Here is a 20665-nt window from a genome sequence, read left to right as displayed (position 1 = left end):
GGGGCTTCGCCGCCCCGCTAAACCACGCATGTCTCGCTAGCTCCCGCCATTGGGCTGAGCTTATCCAAGCGCTCCTCTTCTTTCGAAAAGGGGCGCCCACGATAGGCTCAGGCCGCCCAGGCCGTTCACGCAAGCCGACGCGCGCCTCGCGCAACATACGATCGCCTACGTGCGCAAAATCTCCGCGCTATCATCCTGATCTATAGGAATTTCCGGCCATTTTGAACACCCGCCAGAGTGGTGAAAGTGGCTCCCCGAGTAGGATTCGAACCTACGGCCATTCGATTAACAGTCGAATGCTCTACCGCTGAGCTATCGGGGAGCAGCCCGGCTCTCGCTGGGCAGGCCGCGCCTATAGCAGTGGGATTCTTCGGATGGCAAGCGCAGAATTGCGAATTTTTTTAGGCGATGAATTGTTCGGCCGCAATGCGGTCATCCAGCGTATGTTCGGGGTCGAACAGCAGCGTGAGCGGCGTGCCCCGATCGATCTGCACTTCCACCTGCGCGACATCGCGAACTTCCCGCTGATCCGCCACGGCGCTGACTGGACGTTTCACCGGGTCCAGCACGGTAAAACGAATCGCGGTGCTTTCCGGCAGGATAGCGCCTCTCCACCGGCGGGGTCGGAACGGGCTGATCGGCGTCAGCGCGACCAGCCCCGAACCCAGCGGCAGGATCGGGCCATGCGCCGAAAGATTATAGGCGGTCGATCCCGCTGGAGTCGCTACCAGCACGCCGTCGCAAACCAGTTCGGAAAGCGCGGTGCGCCCGTTCACATGCACTTCCAGCTTCGCCGTTTGGCGCGTCTCACGCAGCAGCGACACTTCATTGATCGCGGGGATCGAGAAACGCTCGCCATCGACGGTATCGACGGTCATGCGCAGCGGATTGACCTTGAACGGCTTCGCCGCCTCGATCCGCTGCTCCAGCCGTTCCAGCCGCCATTCATTCATCAGGAAGCCGACCGTGCCCAGGTTCATGCCAAATACCGGCATGATCCTGTGGCCCTCCAGCATCGAATGCAGCGTCTGCAGCATGAAGCCATCGCCACCGAGCGCGATGATCATATTGGCCTGCTCGACCGGCACGAAGTCATAAGCGGCGCGCAGCCGCTCCTCCGCGGCCCTGGCGGCCTGAGTGGGGGAGGCGAGCAGGGCCCGCCGGGGCTCCTCGCTCATCCGCCGGTCACGCTCATGTGGCGGCTGACCGCTGCGCCAGGTGCGCCCGCGCCGATGCGGAAGTCGTGGGCGGCAGGCTTCAGCCGGAGCGCTCGATCGATCAGCGGCTCGACCGCCAACAGCCCGCCTTCGCGAAAGGCCGACTTCAGATCCACATGATCCTCATGCCCCAGGCACATGAAAATCTTGCCCTCGCAAGTCATCCGCATCCGATTGCAATCTGCGCAGAAATTGTTCGTCAGCGGCGTGATCAGTCCCAACCGCGCCGTCAGGCCCTCTACCGCATGATAACGTGACGGCCCGCCCGTCCGATGCGCAAGCGGCCGCAGTTCATGATGCGCCCGCAGCTGATCCACGACTTCCGTCAGCGGCAGATAATGATCCGTCCGATCCTCGCCAGTCTCGCCCAACGGCATCGTTTCGATCAGCGTCAGGTCGAAACCCTGCTCATGGCACCAATGCAGCATTGGCAGGATCTCATCTTCATTCACGCCTTTCAGCGCCACCATGTTGATCTTCACCGCTAGGCTCGCCGCCTTCGCCGCTGCAAGCCCCTCAAACACCCGCCCGATATTGCCGTTGCGCGTCACATGGGCAAAGCGTTCCGGATCGCGGCTGTCCAGGCTCACGTTGATCCGTCGCACCCCGGCATCGAACAGCGCGTCGGCGTGCTGAGCGAGCCTGGTGCCGTTGGTGGTCAGCGTCAGTTCGTCCAGACCTTCGCCCAAATGCCGCCCGATGCGGTGGACCAGATCGACAATGTCCCGGCGAACCAGCGGTTCACCGCCCGTCAGCCGGATCTTGCGAACCCCCCGCGCAATGAAGAGGTCCGCCAGCAGCGCGATCTCCTCCAGCGTCAGTACCTGATCCTTGGGTAGGAAGCTCATCCGCTCCGCCATGCAATAGCGGCAGCGCAGGTCGCAGCGATCCGTCACCGAAATCCGCAAATAGTTGATCCGGCGGCCCAACGCATCGGTCAGGCCCGTGCGCGGGAGATCGGGCTTGTTCATGTTCGACTAGCTAAGCCATGGCAAACCGCCGCGCAAGCACTGCCGGTTGCAGCGGCGTGAACGGGTCGCTAACCCCTTTCCACTATCTACGCCCAATGCGCTGCGCCCTAGGAGTTTTAACGTGAGCGGTGAAACCGCACTGCATGGACAGCGCAGCCTTTTCATCCTGTCTCCTGGAGATCGTGATGGGCTGTCGCGAGCAGCTGATCAGGCTGGCTGGCGCGCCATCGCCGCGCGGCGGCCGACCGACGCGGCGCAACGATTCCTTCACAGCGATGCTCAGATCGCGATAGTCGACATGCGTCACGCTTCGGAAGGTGATGTCCGCCTGATCGCTTCCATCCTTCCCGCAGTCGAGGCAGGCGGTGGCGCGCTGATTGCACTCATCGATGCCCCAAATGTGGGCGGGACATCGGGACTGTTCGAGGCTGGCGCGACTCATTTTCTCGCCGCACCATTCTCGCCGGAACAGATGCACGCAACGCTCGCCTCCGCCCAGCGGCTGGTCGATCGCCTCGGCGGCGGCGTGACACACAGCCAAAGAGCCCAGCGCATCCGCCGTGGCGATGCGCTTTTCTGGGAATTGGAGGAGGGCGGGCGTGCTGTACGGCTCAGCGACAATCTCGCCCGGCATCTCAATCTCGATCGTCAGACGATCAGCCCCGCGCGCTTCGTCCGCTGCCTGCCGCGTTCCGAACGCCGTTCGGTCATCGCGGCGCTGCGCGGCATGATGCGTTCTGGCCGGGCGGAAGTCTTCGCCCATGCCGCTCCCGGACGGCCGGATGACAGGCTTGTGCATCACGTGCGACGGATCGATGGCACCGTCGCCGCCGATGTCGAGTGGCTGTCGGAGGCGCATGGTCATGATGCGGCTGGACGCGATGACCTGACTGGCCTTCGCTCACGCCAGGCGGCGCTCGATTGGCTGGAGAAGCGCTCAGGGCTCGCGAAGACAATTCTGCTGCTTTCCATCAGCCAGTTCGATCGCATGAATGCTGCCTATGGCCAGGTCGTGGGCGACGCATTGCTGGGCCGCATCGCCCGTCGGATCGAGCGCATGGCCGGTGACGCCGCACCCGGCGCAATCGTCGCGCGCATTGCGGGGACCGAATTTCTCATCGGCCTGACCGGCGAAGCGGCGGCGAGCGACCGGGCGACCTTCCTGGCTCGTCAGCTCATGGCAGCGATCGGCCGGCCATTCAGCGCGGGCGATCACCTCATTCGCCTCACCGCGCGCTGCGGCATTGCCCAGTCGCGCGCCGACGACGACGCTACCCGCCTGCTCCGCCGTGCGGGCACTGCACTGGCCGATGCGAGGGCCGGAGGCGGGGAGGGCATCCGCATCTTCTCTGCTGAAAAGCGCAGCCGTCAAGTCGATCCGGACCAGCTCGAAACCGACCTCCGCCTGGCCCTCCACAGGGGGGAGATCGGTATCTTGTTTCAGCCGCAATATCCGGTGGATGGCGTTCATATGGTCGGCGTGGAGGCGCTCGCGCGCTGGAATCATCCGCAATATGGCTCACTTGGCGCGGGCATGCTCTTCGCCGCGGCCGAGCGGTCCGACTATATGCTCCCGCTTTCGGCCCATATACAGGCCGAAGCGTTGCATCAGGCAGCCGCATGGCCCCGTGCGCTGTCGCATCTGCGCCTGTCGATAAATGTGACGGCCGCGGACATCGCTCAGCCTGGCTTCATGAGTCAGTTCCTCAATCTCGTCGATGGCAGTGGCTTTCCACGCGCGCGCCTGACCGTTGAGATTACCGAAAGCGGGCTCATCGAAAATGTCGGTGCGGCCACCGCGCTCCTGACCGCATTGCGGGCCGAAGGGTTGGCGGTCGCGGTCGATGATTTTGGCACCGGCTACTCCAGCCTCGCCTACCTGAAGAGCTTGCCGCTCGACTATCTCAAGATCGACAGCGGCCTGGCGCAGGACATAGCGGGCACCGCCCGCGACCGCATCATCGTGCGGGGAGTCATCCACATGGCCAAGTCCCTCGGCCTCGCCGTCATCGCGGAGGGCGTGGAAACGCAGCAGCAACTCGATCTGCTCGCCCGCGAAGGATGCGACTATTATCAAGGGTTCCTGCGCTCGGCGGGCGTGGCGTCAGCAGACCTCGTCGCCATGGCGCTGGCGGCCTGACCGCGACCGCGAAGGTGACATGGAAAGCTAAAGGTTGAAGCCCACGCGGCCTATCAGCGTGGCTCCAGCGTGATGCGAGCCCGGCCCATCGATGCTGCTGTCAGCATAGCGTAGCCCGGCAAACCACCGCCCTTTCAGATAATCGATGTTGAAGCCATGATCCCAATATGCGCCGTTCGGCCGTAACCGAGCCGCGCGGACCGGATCACGAACATCTCCTGAAGACCGCCCGATCCGTGCGGACACCGTCAGTGGTGTTCCGGGCACCCCAACCACCGCCGAAGCCGACAGATAAAGATTGTCCCCGCCGATGGCTGACTGCTTAGGCGCATAGTTCGCGCTCAGGTCCACGCTCGCTGGCCCGATCAGAAAAGCCGCGCCTGCCCCGATCTCGCCATAGCCCGGCCCGGATGCTCCTGGGAACAGATGATAACGGCCCTCGGCCGAGAGGCTCCACCCGCCGAACTGCCGGGCAAAGACTGCGCCCAGGTCAATGACGGCGTCCGCGTCGCCATGCCGGTCGCTGCCCCACAAGGATGTTGTAGCCCCCTCGATGCTCAGCCCTTTCGCCACGGGCATCGAAATTGACCCGCGCAGCACCGGCTCGCCGTCGCTCCAGCTTAGTCCCCGCCGCCGCTCCTCACTCGCTGCTTCAACCGTCGCCGACACCCCGCTCTCATATTGCGCGAGGGCGGGGGAGGCGCTGGCGCAAGCGATCAATCCGCTCGCCAGCGCCAGGCGCATGTCAGTTCGACGCAAGGTTGCGGACGGCATCAAGTTCGGCCAGCAAGGGCGCGCGATCACCCTCGGCCACCGCCAGCAGATGATCCCGGATCGCCGCATCATGTTGCGCCAGATTGCGTTCGCCCGACCGGCGGCCCGGCGTGCATGCGCCCGTTTCGCTGCCCGAAATCTGCTTGTCGCTCGAAACAGTGCGGGCCAGCGCGGGGCCGTGATTTAGCGCGCGGTCCACGACGATTGTCGCCGTCCACTGGCACCGCGTCATGTCCATCCGGTTCGGGACCTTCGCCCCAACCGTTTTGTGACGAACCTCCGCCCGCGCGGTATAGGTCGCCTGCATCGGCGTGCCGCGATGGTCTAACTGAACAACATGCGTGGCATGGGGCGTGGCAGCCGCAGCCGCCATGGCGATGAAGGTCAAACTCATGTCTATCTCCTGCTCGATGCCGGACTTTGCTGTCCGTTCATCGAGGCGGGATTTAGGTTGCGACTATTGCTGCTATTTTGCTGACGGGCGACAAAGGGGTGCTGCGAAGAGCCACGCACCGCTTCCGTTCGTTTCGAGCGGAATCGAGAAACGGAAAAGCGCTTTGCTAACGCTTCACGGCCTCCATCGCCGTCACCCCGCCGCCTTCGCCAGTCCCTTCGACAGCTGCAAAGCTCCATTCAATCGCGCGGCGGGATCGGCCCAGGCCCGATTGACCACGACCTTGCTGTCCGGCCGCAACCGCGCCACGCCGTTCAACCGCTGGATATAGGCCACCAGCGCTTCGGGCCGCGGGAAACGGTCCTCGAAGAAGCTCACCAGCGCACCCTTTGGCCCGACGTCGATCTTCGAGATGTTTGCCGCCACGCAATTTTGTTTGATCTCGATGATCTTGAACAGATTCTGCGTCGGCGCAGGCAGATTGCCGAAGCGATCGATGAGTTCCGCTGCAAAAGCCTCCAGCCCCTGCCGGTCCTCGACCTCATTCAGGCGGCGATAGAGGCCCATGCGCAGGTCCAGATCCGGCACATAATCTTCCGGGATGAGGATGGGCGCATCCACGCTGATCTGGGGTGAGAAGCTTTCCCGCCTCTCAATCCCCGCGCCGCCAGCTTTCGCCTCCAGGATCGCATCCTCCAGCATCGACTGATACAGCTCGAACCCGACCTCCTTTATGTGACCGGACTGTTCATCACCGACCAGATTGCCCGCGCCGCGAATATCAAGGTCATGGCTCGCCAGCTGGAACCCGGCCCCCAGCGTATCCAGATCGGACAGCACCTTCAGCCGCTTTTCCGCGGTCTCGGTGATGACCTTGTTCGCAGGCGTCGTGAAATAGGCATAGTCGCGTGTCTTCGACCGCCCCACACGCCCGCGAAGCTGGTACAATTGCGCCAGCCCGAACCGATCTGCCCGGTGTATGATCAGCGTGTTGGCTGACGGAATGTCGAGGCCGCTCTCAACGATGGTGGTCGAGAGCAGCACATCATAGCGCTTGTCGTAAAAGGACGACATGCGTTCTTCGACCTCGCTAGCCGCCATCTGCCCATGCGCCACAACGGGCCGCACCTCCGGCACTTCGGTCCGCAGAAATTCTTCCACTTCGGTCAGATCGGCAATGCGCGGGACCACGAAGAAGCTCTGCCCGCCACGATAATGCTCGCGCAGCAGGGCCTCGCGGATCACCACCCCGTCCCAGGGCATGATATAGGTCCGCACGGCCAGGCGATCTACCGGCGGCGTCTGGATCACGGACAGTTCCCGCAAGCCTGACATCGCCATCTGCAACGTCCGCGGGATCGGCGTCGCCGTCAGCGTCAGCACATGCACGTCGGTCTTGAGGCTCTTCAGCCGTTCCTTATGAGTCACGCCGAACCGCTGTTCCTCATCGACAATGACAAGCCCCAGCCGCTTGAACTCCAGCCCCTTCGCCAGCAGCGCATGGGTGCCCACGACAATATCGACGGTCCCATCGGCCAACCCGGCCTTCACGGCCTTCGCCTCCTTATCCGGCACCAGTCGCGACAGGCGCCCGATATTCACCGGAAAGCCCCGGAAGCGCTCCTCGAAATTCATATGATGCTGCCGGGCGAGCAGGGTGGTCGGGCAGATCACCACCACCTGCATCCCCGCCATCGCCGCCACGAAAGCAGCACGCAAAGCCACTTCGGTCTTGCCGAACCCAACGTCACCGCACACGAGGCGGTCCATCGGCCGCCCTGCGCCCAGGTCTTCGACCACATCGCTGATCGCGCGATCCTGATCCTCTGTCTCCTGATAGGGGAAGCGATCGACGAACGCCGGATATCCAGCGCTGTCCGGCTCCGCCACGGTCGCCATGCGCAGGGCCCGCTCCGCTGCCGTTTTGAGCAATTCACCCGCAATCTCGCGGATGCGCTCCTTCATCTTCGCCTTGCGCCGCTGCCACGCCTCGCCGCCCAGCTTGTCGAGGCTCACCCCTTCGCTGTCGGAGCCATAGCGGGAGAGAACCTCCAGATTCTCCACCGGCACATAGAGTTTGTCGCCGCCTGCATATTCCAGCGCCACGCAATCATGAGCCGCCTTGGCGACCGGGATCTGCGTCAGCCCTTCATAGCGGCCGATGCCATGGTCCATATGCACGACCAGATCGCCCGGTGAGAGCGTCGCCAGTTCGGCCAGGAAGGCGTCGGCGCTCTTCTTCCGCTTGGCGCGCCGCACCAGCCGGTCGCCCAGCATGTCCTGCTCGGTCAGCACGGCGACGTCGGGGGCAGTAAAGCCGTGATCCAGCGCCAACACGGTCAGCACCGTGCTCCCGCCCGCCGCGATCCCCAGCGCCTCCTGCCAGCTGTCCGCCGTTGCGACCCGCTTCAGTCCATGATCGATCAACAGGCCCGAAAGCCGCTCCCGCGCACCGCCGGAATAGCTAGCAATGACCACCTTCTTCTTGGCCCGCTGGAGCGAGGCGATATGCTTGCCCACCGCCTCATAGACATTAGCGTTCTGCGCCCGCTCCGGCGCGAAATCGCGCGGTCCATCAACCTCGAAATCGAGGACAGTGGCGCTTTCCGGCTCGTGGAAGGGCGAGGTCGCGTGCATCGGCCAGTCACGCACCAGGCGGTCCCATTCCGCCGCATCCAGATACAGCGCCTTGGGCTCCAAAGGCCGGTAAGCACCCGGATCGGACGACTTCGCCTGCACTCGATTGGCATGATAATCCCGGATGGCCTCGAACCGCGATTCTGCCGCGCCCGCCACGCCATGGTCCAGTACGACGATGGTGTCGTCGCCCAGATGCTCGGTCATCGGCACCAGCTTTTCCTCGAACAGCGGCAGCCAATGCTCCATCCCCGCCAGCCGCCGCCCGTCGCTAACCGCCTGATAGAGGGGGTCGCCCGTCGCCGTCGCCCCAAAGGTCTCGCGATAACGCCCGCGAAAGCGCTTGATCGTGTCCTCGTCGAGCAACGCCTCGGACGCGGGCAGAAGCGTGAAGCCATCGACGCCCCCGCTGGTCCGCTGGTCCGCTGGATCGAATCGCCGCACCGTTTCGATCTCATCCCCGAAGAAATCGAGCCGAAGCGGCTGCTCCTCGCCGCCGGGGAACAGATCGACAATCCCGCCGCGAATGGCGAACTCCCCTCGGTCATGCACGGTATCAGTCCGCACATAACCATTGGCCTGCAACATCTCCGCCAATCGCGAGATCGCGATCCGCTCCTTGGACGCGAGCTTCGCCACCAGCTGCCGCACGCGGAAGGGGGTGAGCGTCCGCTGGGTCAGCGCACTGATCGTCGTCAGGACAAGCTGCGGCCCCTTAGGTTTCGCCTGCAAAGCATGCAGTCCGGCCAGACGCGCCGCAGCCGTTCGCAAGGAAGGGCTTGCCCGGTCATAAGGCAGGCAGTCCCACGCCGGAATCTCGACAATCTCGATCTCGGGCGCAAAATAATGCGCCGTGTCCGCCACCGCCCGCATGAGCTGCTCATCGGGCGCGACGAACAGCGCCCGCGAAGGCGCCGCCCGCGCGATGTCCGCCAACAACCAGGGCTGAAACCCGGCGGGCACCCCGGACAGCGTGATGGGCGCGGCGGCTTTGAGGATTTTCAGAAGATCGGTCATTCGCTTCTCAATCCCCCTGCCGCGAGCGGGAGGGGTTAGGGGTGGGCATTGCAGCGCTGGCGGATCAGGCCCACCCCGCTAACCAGGCCTGCGGCCCGGGCAAGTCTCGCTGTCCTCCCGCTTGCGGGAGGGACATGGAAGTCACGTCTTCCCAATCTCCACAAAATCCAACTGGGCGAACTTGTCCCACATTGCGCCCTGCCATTCCTGGGGCACCGGCAGCACCCCCATCGCCCAGGCCATGATGTCCGCGTCCTGCTCATCCATGAACCGCTCGAACCACTGAATCTCCTCTTCGCTCCACTCGGTATGATAGCGATCGAAAAATCCCCCTACGGCTAGATCGGCTTCCTTGATGCCGCGATGCCAGGCCCGGAATTGCAGGCGGCGGATACGGGGATCTTCGTTCACAATTTGTTCCTTGATCGGGCATGCCAAAATCGCCGATCGGATGTTTGCGCATCGTCCCGGCTGGGCTAGATGCCGTCAGATAGACATGCGCCCGAATATCCTCAACCCACTCTTCACCGAAATCGAAGCGCTCAAGGGCGTAGGCCCTGCGCTCGCCAAACCGTTGGAGCGGCTGGGGCTGGCCCGCGCCGTGGACGTCGCCTTCCACCTGCCGGTCAGCTTCATCGACCGCCGCATGGTCGACGAGCTGGTGCTGAGCGACTCCGGCCGCGTTATCGGAATAGAATTGACGCCCACCGACTATCGAGCCTCCGGCAGCGCCCGTGCGCCCTTCCGGGTCATCGCGCAGGACAAGCACGGCAACATCGTCGCGCTGGTCTATTTCGGTCGCAACAGCGCCTGGCCACGCAAGCTGCTGCCGCTAAACGAACCCAAATTTATCTCCGGCAAGCTGGAGGCCTATGGCGACAATCTCCAGATCGTGCATCCCGACTATGTCTTGCCCCCGGAGGAAGCCGCCACCATCCCCGCGCGTGAGCCGGTCTATGGCCTTTCCGAAGGTCTCACCAACAACCGCCTGCGCGACCTCGTTGCTCAGGCGCTCGCCCGCGCCCCCGACCTTCCCGAATGGATTGAGCCTAGCCTGCTCGCGCGGAAAGGCTGGCCCGCATGGCGCGACGCGTTAACCCGCATCCACGCTGACCCCAGCGATGCCAAGGCGCGCGAACGCCTCGCCTATGACGAGATCTTCGCCGGCCAACTCGCACTGATGCTGGTTCGCCAATCCTCCCGCAAGCGCAAGGGCGTCCCTATCGCCGGAGACGGCCGCCTTCGCGCCATGCTCCAGCTTCCCTTCGCCCCGACAGGCGCTCAGCGCCGCGCCTTCGGAGAGATTGAAGGCGACATGGTCCAACCCGTCCCCATGCTCCGCCTTCTCCAAGGCGATGTCGGCTCGGGCAAGACGCTCGTTGCCCTGATGGCGCTCCTCAACACGGTCGAGGCGGGCGCTCAAGGTGCACTTCTGGCGCCCACCGAAATCCTTGCCCGCCAGCACTACGAAACCCTTCGCAAGATGGCTTCCGGCCTGCCGGTCACCATCGCCATCCTTACCGGCCGCGAAAAGGGCAGAGCGCGCGAATCCACCCTTATGGGCCTCGCCGACGGCAGCATCGACATTCTCGTCGGCACCCACGCCATCTTTCAGGAAGCCGTCCGCTACAAAAATCTCGCCCTCGCGGTGATCGACGAGCAACATCGCTTCGGTGTCGCCCAGCGCATGATGCTGGCGGCCAAGGCCGAGCGCACGCCTCATCTGCTGGTAATGACCGCAACGCCAATCCCGCGCACGCTGACGCTCACCTATTATGGCGAAATGGACGTTTCCCGCCTTGACGAGATGCCCCCCGGCCGCCAGCCCATCCAGACGGTCGTCATGTCCGCCAACCGTCTGGATGAGGTTGTCGATGCACTCGCCCGCCATGTCGAGGGCGGCGGTCAGGCCTATTGGGTCTGCCCGCTGGTGGAGGAAAGCGAAGTCAGCGACCAGGCTGCTGCCGAAGCGCGCGCCGAATACCTCAAGATGCGCTTTGGCGACCGCGTCGGTCTCGTACACGGCCGCATGAAAGGCCCGGAAAAAGACGCCGCGATGGAGTCTTTCGCCACCAACCGGACGCAGATCCTTGTCGCCACGACCGTGATCGAAGTCGGCGTCGATGTGCCCAATTCCAGCCTCATCATTATCGAAGGCGCCGACCGCTTCGGCCTAGCTCAGCTCCACCAGCTAAGGGGCCGGGTAGGGCGCGGCCAGAACCATTCGGTCTGCCTCTTGCTACGCGGCAATGCCCTGTCCGAAACCTCGCGCGCGCGTCTTGCCCTGATGCGCGAAACCAATGACGGCTTCCGCATAGCCGAAGAGGATCTGCGCCTGCGCGGTGCCGGCGAAATCCTCGGCACCCGCCAATCCGGTGAGCAGCAGTTGAAGATCGCCACGCCGGAACATCTCTCCACCCTGCTCGACGCGGCGCGGGACGACGCTCACCTCCTCATCGACCGCGACGGCGGCCTCACGGAGGCGAGGGGGGAAGCGGCTCGAACGTGCCTCTATCTTTTCGAACGAGATGCAGCGGTAGGTCTGCTCCGCAGCGGATAAGCCGATCATCTCCACTCTACGCGTCATGCCAGCGAAAGCTGGCATTTCGGGAGGTGAGATGGGAGGATGACTTAGATCCCAGCTTTGGAATGACAGTAAGGCGGAGGGTGACAACGTTCCCCACGCACGGCTCATCCAAACCGACAGATGCCTGCGAAACCATCCCGCATGCCGCCTCGTTGCCAAAGTCATGCGCACAGACATCAGCCTCGATCACGTCACCCCCATGGCGGCCATGTCCATCGCCATTTCGGTCGCCGCCGCCTTCCTGCTCCACTGGCTGGTATATTGGATCGCGACCCGCGTAGCTCGCCGCATCGGCATCGCGCCGATTATCCTGCCCGCCATCTATCATCCGACCCGCTGGATCGTCGTCCTGATGACGCTCGCTGCGGGGATTCAACCACTCACCTTCAGTCCGCGGATAGAGGCGATCTGGTCGATCTCCTCGAAGATGCTGTTCATCCTGCTCACCGGTTGGCTGATTTTCTCCCTCATGCGCGTAATGCGTGTTCTTCTCGAACGCCGCAGCGACATCACGGTTGAAGACAATCTCAAGGCCCGTCGCCAACATACCCGCATCCGCATCCTCTACCGAGTGGTGCAGTTCATCATCGGCTTCCTGATCCTGTCGCTCATGCTGATCGCGATCCCCGGCGTCCGCACGGTGGGCGTAACTCTCATGGCTTCGGCGGGTCTTGTGGGACTTGCCGTAGGCGCCGCCGCTCAGCCCGCGCTCAAGAATCTCATCGCGGGCATCCAGATGGCTTTTTCCGAGCCCATCCGCCTCGATGATGTCGTCATCGTGGAGGGTGAGTGGGGCCGTATCGAAGATATCAAGCTCACCTATGTCGTGGTGCGCATCTGGGACGATCGCCGGATGATCGTCCCCGTTTCCTATTTTCTAGAAAAGCCCTTCCAAAATTGGACGACCCGAACGTCCGACCTGCTCGGCACCGTCTTCCTCTATGTCGATCCGTCAGCGGATGTGGAACGCATCCGTGCGAAGTTCGTCGAAGCGGTGAAGGCGAACAGCCGTTGGGATGGCCGCGTCGCAATCTTGCAGGTCACCGATCATCGGGCCGACGCGCTGGAACTGAGGGGACTGCTCAGCGCCCGCAATGCGGGCCTCGCCTTCGATCTGCGATGTGAGGTTCGCGAAGCGATGATGCTCTTTCTACGCGCCGAAATGCCGGAAGCGCTGGTGCGCTCACGCCAGCGGCTCGAAGCGGCAGAGGGATTCGCGGACGCCTTTACCAGGCCGTCTGGCGCGGTGGGATCAGGCTAAGCATCGCCTCATAGATGCGCGGCTTGATGGGTTCGCGAAATTCCATGCCGACCCGGCCATCCTCGGCCCAGCGGACCTCCGCCTCCACATCCTTGATCACCGGTAGCCACACGGAAACGCGCTCGCCGATGAACACCTCGGCATCGGTGCGGCACATCAGCCCCAGTTCGGAAATATTGATGACGCGGACGCGATGGGTTCGGCCTCGCGCCATGATATGGCTGACCATATCGACCAGCACGCGCTGAGCGCGCCGCTGATTAATCGAAGGATCCCGTAAACGGGCGACCTGGGCGAGGCTTGCGAGCACCGAAGACATGTCCGAAGCTTAAGTCCGGGACAGTCGCCCCTTCCTTGCCGGACATGCCTAATGCCGCTTTAACTCTCTATAATTTCAAGCAGTTACTAACCCATGTTTCTTTGCGCCGAAGCTCAGCTTGTCACCGGGCTTCAGCGTCAGGGCGGGGTCGCTCACCACTTCGCCATTCACGCGAATCGCGCCTTCGGCAAGTTTGCGCCGCACTTCCTTGTTGGATGCCGCAAAGCCGAGCGCGGTTGTGCCCTGAACGATGTTGAGCCCGTCGGCGCCGAGGCTGATGGTCGGCAGGTTGGCGTCGGAAGCGCCTTCCTCGAACGTCTTACGTGCCGTCTCGGCCGCCAGAGTAGCAGCCTCGGGGCCACGGCAAAGCGCCGTCGCCTCATTGGCCAGGATCTTCTTCGCCTCGTTAATCTCCGCGCCGTGCAACGCAGCAAGCCGCTCCACCTCGTCCATCGGCAGATCGGTGAACAGCCGCAGGCGGTTCGCCACGTCGGCATCCGCCGTGTTCCGCCAGAACTGCCAATAGTCGTAGTTGGAAAGCTGATCTTCGTTCAGCCACACCGCACCGCCCACGGTCTTGCCCATCTTGGTGCCGTCCGCGTTGGTCAGCAGCGGGGTGGTGAGGCCAAATACCTGCGTGCCATCAACCCGCCGCGCCAGTTCGACGCCATTGACGATATTGCCCCACTGATCCGATCCGCCCATCTGCAACCGGCAAGCCGACCGTCGCGAAAGCTCCAGAAAGTCATAGGCCTGGAGGATCATGTAATTGAACTCGAGGAAGCTCAGCGACTGTTCCCGGTCCAGCCGCAGCTTCACCGAATCGAAGCTTAGCATCCGGTTGACCGAGAAATGCTGGCCGATGTCCCGCAGGAAAGGGATATATTCCAGGCGGTCGAGCCACTCCGCATTATCAAGCATGATCGCGTCGGTCGGCCCGTCTCCAAAGGTCAGGAACCGCTCGAACACGCGCTTGATGCTCGCGACATTCTCCGCGATCAGGTCGGTGGTCAGCAGTTTGCGCGCTTCGTCCTTGAAGCTCGGATCGCCAATCTTTCCGGTGCCGCCGCCCATCAGGACGATCGGCTTGTGTCCTGCCTTCTGCAGTAGCCGCAGCATCATGATAGACACCAGATGCCCGACATGCAGCGAAGGCGCTGTGGGATCAAAACCGATATAGCCCGGCACGATCTGCTTGGCGGCCAGGGCATCGAGCCCCTCCGCATCGGTCAGCTGATGGATGTAGCCGCGCGTTTCGAGTAGACGGAGCAGATCGGACTGGTAATTGGTCATAATGCCGCGCCCTCTAGCATTGCGTCGCGGGCCGGGAAAGTCCCTCCTCCGCTCGGGCTGAGCTTGTCGAAGCCCTCCACTTCTTTAAAGACGAAAGAAGCACAGCCCCAACGGAAGGAAGGAACAATGCTGGCAATCGGCCTCATGTCGGGCACTTCGCGCGACGGCATAGACGCGGCATTGATCGAAACGGACGGCGAGGGCGTCAACAAAGCGATCAGCTTCCACGCGATGCCCTATCAGGAAGGGTTCCGTGTTCGCCTTGCCGAAGCCTGTCGGCGGGCCATGGCCATGGACAAGCCGGGCTTCGAACCGCTGCTCCATTCGGTGGAAGAAGAACTCACCGAATTGCATGTGGAGGCCGTGTCCGATCTGCTCGCGCGCAGCGGCCATATCGCAGAGGACATCGCGGTCATCGGTTTCCACGGCCACACTGTCGCACATCGTCCCGAATGGCGCTGGACCTGGCAGATCGGCGACGGCGCTGCCCTGGCCGGAGCCTTCGGCATTCCAGTAGTGAGCGACCTGCGCAGCGCCGACGTAGCTGCAGGGGGGCAGGGCGCTCCTCTGCTCCCGGTCTATCACCGCGCTCTCGCTCATGACCTGCCCAAGCCGGTCGCCGTCCTAAACCTGGGCGGTGTCGCCAACATCACCGCCATCGCAGCCGATGGCGACATCACCGCCTTCGACACCGGTATGGCGAGCGGCCTCATAGACAATTGGATGCAGACCCACAGCGACCGCAGCTTCGACGAAAATGGCGAAACCGCCGGAACCGGCCGCATCGATGAAGCCCGCCTCGATCAGATGCTCGCCGACCCCTGGTTCGAGCTCCCGCCGCCGAAAAGCATCGATCGTGAGGCTTTCTCGATCGACGCCGTCAGCGGCCTTTCACTGGAAGACGGGGCCGCAACCCTAACCGCCTTCACCGCGAGGGCCCTCGCTCGCGGCCTCGATCATCTGCCTCAACGCCCGGCCCACATTTACGTAGCCGGCGGCGGCCGCCATAACGCCACGCTCATGGCTATGCTCGCCAGCTACACGGGCGCAACGGTCCTCCCCGTCGATGATCTCGGATGGGACGGCGACGCCCTGGAAGCGCAGGGCTTCGCCTATATGGCCGTCCGTCATTTGAAAGGGCTGCCTATCAGTTTCCCCGGCACCACTGGCGCGCCGCAGCCGATGACTGGCGGTGTCCTGTACCCACCGGCCTGAGACAGGATCACCGCTTCCGCGTCAACTCGCGCATCCCGTCGTCAATGCCTTCCAGCGTCAGCGGATACATGCGCTCGCTCATGATTTCCCGGATCATGCGCGTGGACTGGCTGTAATCCCAGTGCGAGCGCGGCGTGGGGTTCAGCCACACCGTCGCGGGATAGGTATGCAGCACGCGGCTCATCCAGACAGCGCCGGGCTCCTCATTCATATGCTCGACCGATCCGCCCGGATAGCTGATCTCATAGGGGCTCATCGCCGCGTCCCCGACAAAGATCACCTTATAATCATGCCCATATTTGTGCAGGATGTCCCAGGTAGGAATGCGCTCTGAAAAGCGGCGGTTATTATCCTTCCACACCCCTTCATAGAGGCAGTTGTGGAAGTAGAAGAACTCCATATTCTTGAATTCGCTGGTGGCCGCTGAAAACAGCTCTTCGCATAGCCGGATAAACGGGTCCATCGATCCGCCCACGTCGAGGAACAGCAGCAGCTTGACCGCATTGTGCCGCTCCGGCCGCATGCGGATATCCAGCCAGCCCTGCCGCGCGGTGCCGCGAATGGTGCCCTCCAGGTCAAGCTCCTCCGCCGCGCCCTCCCGCGCAAAGCGTCGCAGCCGCCGCAACGCCACCTTGATGTTTCGCGTGCCCAACTCCTTGCTGCTGTCCAGATTCTGGAACTCACGCTTTTCCCACACCTTGATCGCGCGCTTGTGCCGACTCTCGCCGCCGATCCGAACGCCCTCCGGATTATAGCCGCCATAACCAAAGGGCGACGTCCCGCCGGTCCCGATCCACTTGTTGCCGCCCTGATGACGGCCTTTCTGCTCCTCCAGCCGCTTTTTTAGCGTCTCCATGATCTCGTCCCAGCTGCCCAAGGACTTGATCTTTTCCATCTCCTCGGCGCTCAGATATTTCTCGGCGACCAGGCGCAGCCATTCCTCCGGAATTTCTGCCTCAACGCCCTCCGCGCCAAGCACGCCCTTGAAGACCTTCGCAAAGACCTGATCAAAGCGATCGATCAGACCCTCATCCTTCACATAGGTCGCGCGGGCGAGATAATAGAATTCCTCCGGCCGCTGCCCAATCACATCGCGGTCCAGCGCTTCCAGCAGCAGCAGATGCTCCTTTATGCCGACCGGGATGCCGGCCGCGCGGAGCGCATCAAGGAAATTTAACATCATGACGGCGTCCTTCTCCGCCAGCAGGGTTGCGGATGCAAGACCCACCCTCCGCTTGGTTGAGGGAATGTTAAGTGTTGCATTGCATCGTTAATAGGGCAGTATCCATGACGGGTCGTGGGGGCGAACAACCATTGGAAAACGGGCATTTGTTGACGGACTTGGGCGAGCGGTCGGGGGACATAGCGCTGCAGTGCAGCGAAACTGCTGGCTTCTTGGGAGAATTGACGCGCCGCATTCAGGCCGACTCGGTACTGCTCAGCCAACTCCAATCCAACATGGAGGCCCTCGCAGGCAGTCAGAATGAAAGTGTCGTCGCTGCACAGGAGCTTAGCCTCACCTCCCGCCGTGCGGCCCGCATCATCGCCGAGGGGCATGAGGCGATCACCCAATCTCTGGCGCAGGTCGCCGGGCTGGTCGAACATGTCACGGGGTTGGAGGGCCGCCTCCGCCAGTTTCTCGATGTCATCGAAGCAGTAGGGGGCATCTCCGATCAGCTCGGCGCCATTGCCCGCCAGACCCGGCTCCTCGGGGTAAATGCCGCCATCGAGGCGGCTCGCGGCGGAGAAGCAACGCAAGGATTTGCCGTAGTCGCAGACGAAATCCGCCGTCTCGCGGGGCAGGCGGGCGATTCGGCGGCGTCGGTCGGCGACAAGCTTGGCCAGCTCGATCGGGACGCTCGCCACCTCATCAGCGGCGTCGAAGCCAATATCGTGCGCGGTCGCCACGTCAGCGCGCATATCGACACGTTGAGCGTCACCATGGCCGAAATCGCGTCCCTGGTGACCCAATTTGGCGATCGGTCCAATGCGATCGTCACCTGCACCGACGAAGCCGACGCCGATGTCGGGGCGCTGCGCCAGGGCCTTACCAGCTTCAGCCAGTCCGCCGCCGAAAGCGCCGGCCGGGTCGAAGTGGCGAAGGTGCAGCTCGAACAGCTCGAAGGCATGGCGAACGACATGCTCAACACCGCCGCCCATGGCGGCCATCGCACGCGCAACAGCCGCTATATCGCTTATGCGGAAGAAGGCGCGGAAGAGATTTCGCGCCTGATCGAAGCTGCGCTGCAATCAGGCGAATTGTCTCCCTCAGCCCTGTTTGACGCTAATTATCGCCCGATCCTGGCGTCAGATCCGCCGCAATATGAAAATGGCCTCACGGCTTTTGCGGATCGTGCTGTTCGGCCGGTGCTGGACCGGCGCACGGCGCAGGATGAAGCGATCGTCGGCTGCTGCCTTATCGACATGAACGGTTATCTTCCGACGCACATCACCGCGCGCAGCCACCCTCAGCGTGAGGGCGCACGTAACTGGAACATGGAACATGCCCGTAACCGGCAGATTTTCATGGACAGCCAGACCCGCCGCGCCCTGGACGGGGACGGCGACTTCTTCCTCTTCACCTACCGGCAGGATCTGGGGGAGGGCCGCTATCGCGCACTACGCAGCGTTTTCGTGCCCTTGCTGTTCAACGGACGCCGCTGGGGTCTGTATGAGGTCGGCTATCTCATCTGATCTCATACGCCTGATCCCATGGATCAACGACACCAGCACAAAGGATATGATGATCAGCAGATACCAGGAGCCGAGCTTGGGCAGGCTCACCATCTGCCACCCATGGTGCTGATCGGGATAATTCCAGGCGTTGGCGAACGTCCCGATATTCTCCGCAAACCAGATGAAGAGCGCGACCAGCAGAAAACCCAACAGCAAAGGCATGCGCCGTACCTCATACCAGGGCGTGAACCAAATCCAGCTGCGCCAGAATATTGCTATGGCGGCGGTGAACAGGGCGATCCTGACATCGGGCAACCAGTGATGGGCGAAGAAATTGACATAGATCGCCCCAGCCAGGAGGGCGGTCGTCCACATGGGCGGATAGCCGCTGAAGGAAAAGCTGAAGATGCGCCAGATGCGCGCGATATAGCTGCCGACCGCCGCATACATGAAGCCGGAAAATAGAGGCACTGCGCCTACATGCAGCAGGCTCTGTTCCGGATAAATCCATGATCCCGCCTGCGTTTTAAACAGTTCCATAACCGTGCCGATCAGGTGAAAGGCGCAAATGACAATCGCCTCACGGGGCGTTTCCAGGCGCAACGCCAGCATCGTAAGCTGAATGAGGACCGCCGCCAGCGTCAGGAAATCATATCGGTGCAGCGGTGCATCTGCCGGGTAGAAAAGATGAGTGCCGAGCAGCAGCGCCAGCATCAGGGCGCCGAACAGGCAGGCCCAGCCCTGCTTGAACCCGAACAGTAGAAATTCATAGAGCCAAGCCCGCAGCCCGGCTGCGATCCGCACTGCCTCCAAATGTGTGCGAACCCGCCCAAACCGTGTGGCGTTGGCGTGGTCGATCATGGCGGGTTCCAAAACCATCTCCCCGGTTCGGGCTGAGCCTGGCAAAGCCTGTCCTGAGCGCCTGCTGCAAGCAGGTAGGTCGAACGACCCTTCATTCACCTGAAGAAAAGAACGCCCTTCGACAAGTTCATGGAGATGAGAAACGACGCAAATGACCGGGGATGCCATAGCCAAAATGAAGCCGGAACGGCAATGGCACCCGCCCGCCCGCCAGCTTTCGCTCGGAGTAAAGCTGCCCTGAACTACGTCGAAGGGTCGGGAACTATCCCTTACTGCGCCGCCCCAGCATGCCGCATGATAACTTCACCACTGGCGGCATAATGCGCGGTCGTCCGCGCCTGGGCTGTTTGCGGATCCTTGCCACCCAGTATCTCAGCTATCTGGCGTGAACTCGGCACCCGATCATAAACCCCGAAAAGCTGCGTCTGGCCGATCGAATGGATCGATAGCTGATAACCCTTGCCCGCCGCCGCGGGATCGAAGGTCATCACGGTCCCGGCATCATCGACCGGAACGATCACCGCGCCATTCGCCACATCGCGCTGTTGCAGCACGTCGTAGCTGCCTTCCGCCGTCCGCACCTGCCCGCGAATGCAGAAAGAAGCGCGCCCCTCGATCAGAGGAGCAGCATCCGCGGCAGCCGCGGGCGCCTGAGCGGTAAGCTTTGCGTCCGTCCCGTCCTGCGTCGGGCAAGCCGCGAAACGGGCTGGGGCTATCGGCTTTACGCTGCCCGGATCATCGAAACGTAGCCCGTTCAGCATGCTGTCCAATCCTGCCAGGACTTCTTTGCGCCGTTCCGTAGGGCCGGTAACGCGCAGCTTCACCAGCCAGCGTCCGGCATGAGCGAAACCAGCCGCCGTGGTCAGGGCGCCATCGGCGGCGTCTTCATAAACCGCTCGGATTGCTCGACCCGTCTGGCCGGCGAGTGGCGCGCTTGCATAAGCGGTGCGGCGGGTTTTCGTGCCGAACCGCTCCATGATGGCGCGATCCGTCATATGCGCCGCGAGCGAACTGTCGGCATAGCTCGGTAAATAAACATAGACCGTCGCTTGGATCGCTCCGTCTTCGGACAGATATTGCGCGTAATTGTCGATGCCCTTGCCGCCGTTGGAAACCTCACCGCTCTTCGCGAGCGACAGCCCCGCGATCGTTTGCGGCAGGCTGATACCCGCGGCGTCAGCACGCAGGCTCGTGTCGCTGGCCGACCAGGCTTCATGCTCTTCGACAGCATCGGCCAGCGCGGGCGCTGACGCGATCAGCAGAACCGGCAACAGGGACAAGACAGGCTTGAACATCGGCATCC

Annotated in this window: 16 protein-coding genes and 1 tRNA gene; 5 read left to right on the top strand and 12 right to left on the bottom strand. The window is 62.8% G+C overall.

What is annotated here, in order from left to right; translation table 11 throughout:
• Nucleotides 1-247: 247 nt before the first annotated feature.
• The 3 genes from ACFO3E_RS05335 to moaA all read right to left on the bottom strand — a co-directional run bounded on the left by ACFO3E_RS05335 (nucleotide 248) and on the right by moaA (nucleotide 2188).
• Nucleotides 248-322 (bottom strand) — tRNA-Asn (locus ACFO3E_RS05335).
• A gap of 79 nt (nucleotides 323-401) precedes the next feature.
• Nucleotides 402-1178 carry an NAD kinase gene (locus ACFO3E_RS05330; protein ID WP_066524049.1) on the bottom strand — a complete coding sequence of 259 codons (777 nt, stop codon included), beginning with the start codon at nucleotides 1176-1178 and terminating at the stop codon, nucleotides 402-404.
• Nucleotides 1175-2188, bottom strand: a complete 1014-nt coding sequence (gene moaA / locus ACFO3E_RS05325; RefSeq protein WP_066524048.1) for a GTP 3',8-cyclase MoaA — start codon at nucleotides 2186-2188, stop codon at nucleotides 1175-1177. Before moaA ends, ACFO3E_RS05330 begins: the two co-directional genes overlap by 4 nt.
• A 121-nt stretch (nucleotides 2189-2309) precedes the next feature.
• On the opposite strand from moaA, the gene ACFO3E_RS05320 reads away from it, so the two are divergent.
• Nucleotides 2310-4328, top strand: a complete 2019-nt coding sequence (locus ACFO3E_RS05320) for a putative bifunctional diguanylate cyclase/phosphodiesterase (RefSeq protein WP_066524047.1) — start codon at nucleotides 2310-2312, stop codon at nucleotides 4326-4328.
• 27 nt (nucleotides 4329-4355) lie between these two features.
• Here the strand turns inward: ACFO3E_RS05320 and ACFO3E_RS05315 are convergent, their stop codons facing one another.
• From ACFO3E_RS05315 to ACFO3E_RS05300, 4 genes are all read right to left on the bottom strand, one after another.
• Entirely contained in the window at nucleotides 4356-5072 is a 717-nt protein-coding gene (locus ACFO3E_RS05315; protein WP_225870564.1) for a TorF family putative porin, read from the bottom strand.
• Nucleotide 5073: 1 nt separating this feature from the next.
• Nucleotides 5074-5496 (bottom strand): hypothetical protein, encoded by a 423-nt coding sequence (locus ACFO3E_RS05310; protein ID WP_066524042.1) that lies wholly within the window; start codon nucleotides 5494-5496, stop codon nucleotides 5074-5076.
• A gap of 192 nt (nucleotides 5497-5688) precedes the next feature.
• Nucleotides 5689-9150 carry a transcription-repair coupling factor gene (gene mfd, locus ACFO3E_RS05305; RefSeq protein ID WP_380802920.1) on the bottom strand — a complete coding sequence of 1154 codons (3462 nt, stop codon included), beginning with the start codon at nucleotides 9148-9150 and terminating at the stop codon, nucleotides 5689-5691.
• A 141-nt stretch (nucleotides 9151-9291) separates the two neighbouring features.
• Nucleotides 9292-9561, bottom strand: a complete 270-nt coding sequence (locus tag ACFO3E_RS05300) for an FAD assembly factor SdhE (protein WP_066528526.1) — start codon at nucleotides 9559-9561, stop codon at nucleotides 9292-9294.
• 85 nt (nucleotides 9562-9646) lie between these two features.
• On the opposite strand from ACFO3E_RS05300, the gene recG reads away from it, so the two are divergent.
• Together recG and ACFO3E_RS05290 are read left to right on the top strand one after the other, a co-directional pair.
• Nucleotides 9647-11710 carry an ATP-dependent DNA helicase RecG gene (gene recG, locus ACFO3E_RS05295; protein ID WP_380802918.1) on the top strand — a complete coding sequence of 688 codons (2064 nt, stop codon included), beginning with the start codon at nucleotides 9647-9649 and terminating at the stop codon, nucleotides 11708-11710.
• 190 nt (nucleotides 11711-11900) lie between these two features.
• Entirely contained in the window at nucleotides 11901-12998 is a 1098-nt protein-coding gene (locus tag ACFO3E_RS05290; protein WP_066524039.1) for a mechanosensitive ion channel family protein, read from the top strand.
• Here ACFO3E_RS05290 and ACFO3E_RS05285 read toward each other — a convergent pair.
• Both ACFO3E_RS05285 and tyrS read right to left on the bottom strand, forming a co-directional pair.
• Nucleotides 12964-13317 carry a PilZ domain-containing protein gene (locus ACFO3E_RS05285; RefSeq protein ID WP_380802915.1) on the bottom strand — a complete coding sequence of 118 codons (354 nt, stop codon included), beginning with the start codon at nucleotides 13315-13317 and terminating at the stop codon, nucleotides 12964-12966. The genes ACFO3E_RS05290 and ACFO3E_RS05285 overlap by 35 nt on opposite strands.
• Before the next feature lie 75 nt (nucleotides 13318-13392).
• Complete coding sequence (gene tyrS, locus ACFO3E_RS05280; protein ID WP_066524037.1) at nucleotides 13393-14610, bottom strand: tyrosine--tRNA ligase; 1218 nt, start codon at nucleotides 14608-14610, stop codon at nucleotides 13393-13395.
• A gap of 126 nt (nucleotides 14611-14736) precedes the next feature.
• Between tyrS and ACFO3E_RS05275 the strand changes: the two genes are divergently transcribed.
• A complete protein-coding gene (locus ACFO3E_RS05275; RefSeq protein ID WP_066524035.1) occupies nucleotides 14737-15825 on the top strand; it encodes an anhydro-N-acetylmuramic acid kinase in 1089 nt (362 codons plus the stop codon).
• A gap of 7 nt (nucleotides 15826-15832) precedes the next feature.
• Here ACFO3E_RS05275 and ACFO3E_RS05270 read toward each other — a convergent pair whose 3' ends face one another.
• Nucleotides 15833-17008, bottom strand: a complete 1176-nt coding sequence (locus tag ACFO3E_RS05270; protein WP_066528521.1) for a vWA domain-containing protein — start codon at nucleotides 17006-17008, stop codon at nucleotides 15833-15835.
• A gap of 146 nt (nucleotides 17009-17154) precedes the next feature.
• On the opposite strand from ACFO3E_RS05270, the gene ACFO3E_RS05265 reads away from it, so the two are divergent.
• The gene (locus tag ACFO3E_RS05265; protein ID WP_197486324.1) at nucleotides 17155-18519 is read left to right on the top strand and encodes a methyl-accepting chemotaxis protein; all 1365 of its coding nucleotides are present in this window, start codon (nucleotides 17155-17157) and stop codon (nucleotides 18517-18519) included.
• Here ACFO3E_RS05265 and ACFO3E_RS05260 read toward each other — a convergent pair.
• Complete coding sequence (locus ACFO3E_RS05260; RefSeq protein ID WP_082919640.1) at nucleotides 18445-19362, bottom strand: DUF817 domain-containing protein; 918 nt, start codon at nucleotides 19360-19362, stop codon at nucleotides 18445-18447. The genes ACFO3E_RS05265 and ACFO3E_RS05260 overlap by 75 nt on opposite strands.
• Before the next feature lie 269 nt (nucleotides 19363-19631).
• A complete protein-coding gene (locus tag ACFO3E_RS05255) occupies nucleotides 19632-20657 on the bottom strand; it encodes a hypothetical protein (RefSeq protein WP_066528518.1) in 1026 nt (341 codons plus the stop codon).
• Nucleotides 20658-20665: the final 8 nt, after the last annotated feature.

Source organism: Sphingobium tyrosinilyticum (assembly GCF_042654265.1).
Taxonomy (GTDB): domain Bacteria; phylum Pseudomonadota; class Alphaproteobacteria; order Sphingomonadales; family Sphingomonadaceae; genus Sphingobium; species Sphingobium tyrosinilyticum.
This window is presented reverse-complemented; position numbering and strand designations above follow the sequence as displayed.

What these genes read in the sequence shown, in the direction of transcription:
- ACFO3E_RS05330 (WP_066524049.1), bottom strand. Translation starts at nt 1,178, where the DNA reads ATGAGCGAGGAGCCCCGGCGGGCCCTGCTCGCCTCCCCCACTCAGGCC.
- moaA (WP_066524048.1), bottom strand. Translation starts at nt 2,188, where the DNA reads ATGAACAAGCCCGATCTCCCGCGCACGGGCCTGACCGATGCGTTGGGC.
- ACFO3E_RS05315 (WP_225870564.1), bottom strand. Translation starts at nt 5,072, where the DNA reads ATGCGCCTGGCGCTGGCGAGCGGATTGATCGCTTGCGCCAGCGCCTCC.
- ACFO3E_RS05310 (WP_066524042.1), bottom strand. Translation starts at nt 5,496, where the DNA reads ATGAGTTTGACCTTCATCGCCATGGCGGCTGCGGCTGCCACGCCCCAT.
- mfd (WP_380802920.1), bottom strand. Translation starts at nt 9,150, where the DNA reads ATGACCGATCTTCTGAAAATCCTCAAAGCCGCCGCGCCCATCACGCTG.
- recG (WP_380802918.1), top strand. Translation starts at nt 9,647, where the DNA reads ATGCGCCCGAATATCCTCAACCCACTCTTCACCGAAATCGAAGCGCTC.
- ACFO3E_RS05290 (WP_066524039.1), top strand. Translation starts at nt 11,901, where the DNA reads ATGCGCACAGACATCAGCCTCGATCACGTCACCCCCATGGCGGCCATG.
- ACFO3E_RS05285 (WP_380802915.1), bottom strand. Translation starts at nt 13,317, where the DNA reads ATGTCTTCGGTGCTCGCAAGCCTCGCCCAGGTCGCCCGTTTACGGGAT.
- tyrS (WP_066524037.1), bottom strand. Translation starts at nt 14,610, where the DNA reads ATGACCAATTACCAGTCCGATCTGCTCCGTCTACTCGAAACGCGCGGC.
- ACFO3E_RS05275 (WP_066524035.1), top strand. Translation starts at nt 14,737, where the DNA reads ATGCTGGCAATCGGCCTCATGTCGGGCACTTCGCGCGACGGCATAGAC.
- ACFO3E_RS05270 (WP_066528521.1), bottom strand. Translation starts at nt 17,008, where the DNA reads ATGATGTTAAATTTCCTTGATGCGCTCCGCGCGGCCGGCATCCCGGTC.
- ACFO3E_RS05260 (WP_082919640.1), bottom strand. Translation starts at nt 19,362, where the DNA reads ATGATCGACCACGCCAACGCCACACGGTTTGGGCGGGTTCGCACACAT.
- ACFO3E_RS05255 (WP_066528518.1), bottom strand. Translation starts at nt 20,657, where the DNA reads ATGTTCAAGCCTGTCTTGTCCCTGTTGCCGGTTCTGCTGATCGCGTCA.